The sequence below is a fragment of the Actinotalea sp. genome (assembly GCF_041597215.1).
Taxonomy (GTDB): Bacteria; Actinomycetota; Actinomycetes; order Actinomycetales; family Cellulomonadaceae; genus Actinotalea.
The window spans coordinates 1-3,257 of the sequence record NZ_JBFHHB010000304.1 but is presented as its reverse complement, the minus strand read 5'-3'; the positions used below and the strand labels follow the sequence as shown (position 1 = coordinate 3,257).

General features: G+C 73.0%; 3 protein-coding genes. 2 read left to right on the top strand and 1 reads right to left on the bottom strand.

Translation table 11 applies throughout. The features are described from left to right. A partial coding sequence (locus ABWK99_RS15060) for a S1C family serine protease (protein ID WP_372595511.1) occupies nucleotides 1–1,134 on the top strand: 1,134 nt, incomplete at its 5' end. A 66-nt stretch (nucleotides 1,135–1,200) separates the two neighbouring features. Here the strand turns inward: ABWK99_RS15060 and ABWK99_RS15055 are convergent. Next, complete coding sequence (locus tag ABWK99_RS15055; protein WP_372595510.1) at nucleotides 1,201–2,526, bottom strand: isochorismate synthase MenF; 1,326 nt, start codon at nucleotides 2,524–2,526, stop codon at nucleotides 1,201–1,203. Between the two features lie 68 nt (nucleotides 2,527–2,594). On the opposite strand from ABWK99_RS15055, the gene ABWK99_RS15050 reads away from it, so the two are divergent. Beyond that, on the top strand, nucleotides 2,595–3,257 hold a 663-nt coding region (locus ABWK99_RS15050), incomplete at its 3' end, for a demethylmenaquinone methyltransferase (RefSeq protein ID WP_372595509.1).

Sequence of the window (3,257 nt, the reverse complement as noted above, 5' to 3'; positions counted from 1 at the left end):
GTCGGCACGGTCGGCCTGCTGCACGCGGTCGACGGGACGTCGACTGCGACCACCGTGTCCATCGCGAGCCTCGGCACCACTGCCACGACCTCGGTGCCGGTGAGCGGATCGACCTCGGACGACCCCGACTGGGAGGCGGTCGCCGCCGCGGTGCGTCCCTCGGTCGTGGCGATCGACGTGCAGACGGACAGCGGCGCGGCGACGGGCTCCGGCGTGATCATCGACGAGGACGGGCACGTGGTCACCAACAACCACGTGATCTCCGGCGCCACCGCCGACGGGATCACCGTCACCCTCTCCGACGGCCGGATCTACTCCGCGACGGTCGTCGGCACCGACCCCACGACCGACCTCGCCGTCCTGGCGATCACCGACCCGCCGAGCGACCTGAGCCCCGCCGTGATCGGCGACTCCTCGTCCGTCGCCGTCGGGGAGCCCGTCATGGCCGTCGGCAACCCGCTCGGCCTGGACAGCACGGTGACCACCGGGATCGTCTCGGCGCTCGACCGCCCGGTCTCGACATCGGAGGGCACCGACACGATCGTGACCAACGCGATCCAGATCGACGCCGCGATCAACCCGGGCAACTCCGGCGGGCCGCTCTTCAACGCCTCTGGCGAGGTGATCGGGATCACCTCGTCGATCGCCACCCTGTCCAGCGGGTCCTCGTCGGGCTCGATCGGCCTGGGCTTCGCGATCCCCTCCGATCTCGTCGACCGCACCGCGGCCGAGCTCATCGAGACGGGGACGGCCGACCACGCCTACCTCGGGGTCTCGCTCTCCGACGGCACGGTCACCGTCGAGGGCACCACGCGGCTCGGCGCCAAGATCGAGTCGGTGAGCGACGGCACGCCTGCCGCCGAGGCGGGTCTCCAGGTCGGGGACGTCATCGTGGCGATCGGCGAGGACACGGTCAGCGGGGCCGAGTCGCTGACGGGCTTCGTCCGTGAGCAGCCCTCCGGTGCGACGACCACGCTGACCGTCGTCCGCGACGGCACGGCGATCTCCGTCCCGGTCACCTTCGCTGCGCTGAGCGAGGTGCAGACCGCGAGCAGCGAGGAGGGAGCGACCGACCCGTACAGCAGCAGCGACCCGAACGGCACGCCGAACCTGCCGTTCCCCGGGGGCCGGTAAGGCTGAACCGGCCCCGACCCGACGGCCCCGTCACCGCCTCTTCTCCGGTGACGGGGCCCTCGTGGTTCAGGAGCCCAGCGCGTACCGCATGGGTTCGAGCTTCGCCTCGGACTCGGCGAGCTCGGCATCGGGGGAGGACGCCGCGACGATCCCGCAGCCGGCGAAGAGCCGGATCCGGTGCGGGTCGTGCGGGTCGAGCTCCGCCGAGCGCAACCCGATGCCCCACTCGCCGTCGCCGTCGGCGCCGAGCCAGCCGACCGGGCCCGCATAGCGACCGCGATCCATCTGCTCGAGCTCCTCGATGAGCGCGACGGCATCCGGGGTCGGGGTCCCGGCCACGGCGGCCGTCGGGTGCAGCGCCTGGGCGAGCGCCAGGCTCGTGACATGACGCTCGTGGTCGGCGAGCACCCCGGTGACGTCCGTCGCCAGGTGCAGGACGTTCGGCAGGTGCAGCACGAAGGGCGTCTCGGGGACGTTCGTCGAGGAGCAGAAGGGCTCGAGCTCCTTGGTCAGCGATGCGACGGCGTACTCGTGCTCCTCGAGGTCCTTGGAGGAGTGCGCGAGGATCGCCGCGCGCGCCATGTCCGCGTCGTCGTCTCCGGTGCGGCGGATCGTCCCGGCCAGCACCCGCGAGGTGACCAGCCCCTTCTCGCTGCGCACCAGCAGCTCAGGAGTCGCGCCGACCAGTCCGTCGACGCTGAACGTCCAGCAGGAGGAGTACTCGGCCGACAGCCGGCGGAGCAACCAGCGGCGGTCCAGCGGTTCGCTCGTCGTGACGACGACGTCGCGGGCCAGGACGACCTTGTCGACCCCTCCCGACCGGATCGCCGCCACCGCCCGCGAGACCGCCGCCCGCCAGCCGTCGGCGTCCAGCGCGCCGTCCGCTGTCTCGAGGGCGCCGGGGGAGCGCGGGTCCTGCTCGACCTCGAGGAGGTGCTCGGTCGCGGCAGGGACGCCCGCGGCCGTGATGGTCGTCAGCCATGCCGTCTCGCCGCGTCGTCCGACGACGACCGCCGGCACGACGAGCGCCCCGCCGGCGGGGGAGGAGGCGGAGAAGGCGAAGGACCCGAAGGCGACCAGTCCCGTGCCGGGGAGCTGGACCTCGTCGCGGACCACGGCATGCGCCATGGCGACCTGCCAGGCGCGCTCAGCGTCGGCGAACCGCGTCGTGCCGTCGGTACGGACCCTGGCCACCTCGCCCCAGGCCACCAGACCGTCGCCGCGGCGCACCCAGCTCATGCCGCCGGAGGCCGGCAGCAGGCGGAGCAGGTCCGCCGGGAGGGAGCCCGGGTCGACGGCGACGGTCCGGGCCACGAGGGGGGACGGGAGCGCCGCGATCCCGGTATCGGCGGGGGTCGGCGCACCGTGCGAGGTGGGAGCGGCGTCGTTCATCGCTGTACAGCGTAGATCGCCCGCACCGATCGGCTCGCCCCGGCCCGAGCGCCTGTCAGACTTGCCCGATGCGAGCCAGCCTGGACAAGAAGCCCCACGAGGTCGCGGCGATGTTCGACGCGATCGCCCGGCGGTACGACGTCACCAACGACGTCATCTCCCTCGGCCAGGACCGGCGCTGGCGCACCGCGACGGTCCGCGCCGTGGGCGCGACGGCAGGGGAGACGGTCCTCGACCTCGCCGCCGGGACAGGGACCTCGAGCGAGCCCTTCGACGCCGCAGGCGTGCGCGTGGTCCCGTGCGACTTCTCGGTGGGCATGCTCGCCGTCGGCAAGGCGCGCCGGCCCGACCTGCCCTTCACCGCAGGCGACGCCACGCGGCTCCCCTTCGCCGACGCCTCCTTCGACGCCGTGACGATCTCCTTCGGTCTGCGCAACGTGGTGGACACCAAGGCAGCGCTCGCCGAGATGCTGCGGGTGACCAGGCCCGGTGGCCGGCTCGTGGTGTGCGAGTTCTCGACCCCCACCTGGGGTCCCTTCCGCACGCTCTACGTCGAGTACCTCATGCGGGCCCTCCCGCCGGTGGCTCGGGCGGTCTCCGCCGATCCGGACGCCTACGTGTACCTCGCGGAGTCGATCCGCCAGTGGCCGGACCAGGAGGCGCTGGCGCGACGGATGCAGGAGGTCGGCTGGTCGCGGGTGGCCTACCGCAACCTCAGCGGCGGGATCGTC

Coding starts and splice junctions, on each gene's coding strand:
- ABWK99_RS15055 (WP_372595510.1), bottom strand. CDS start 2,526: ATGAACGACGCCGCTCCCACCTCGCACGGTGCGCCGACCCCCGCCGAT.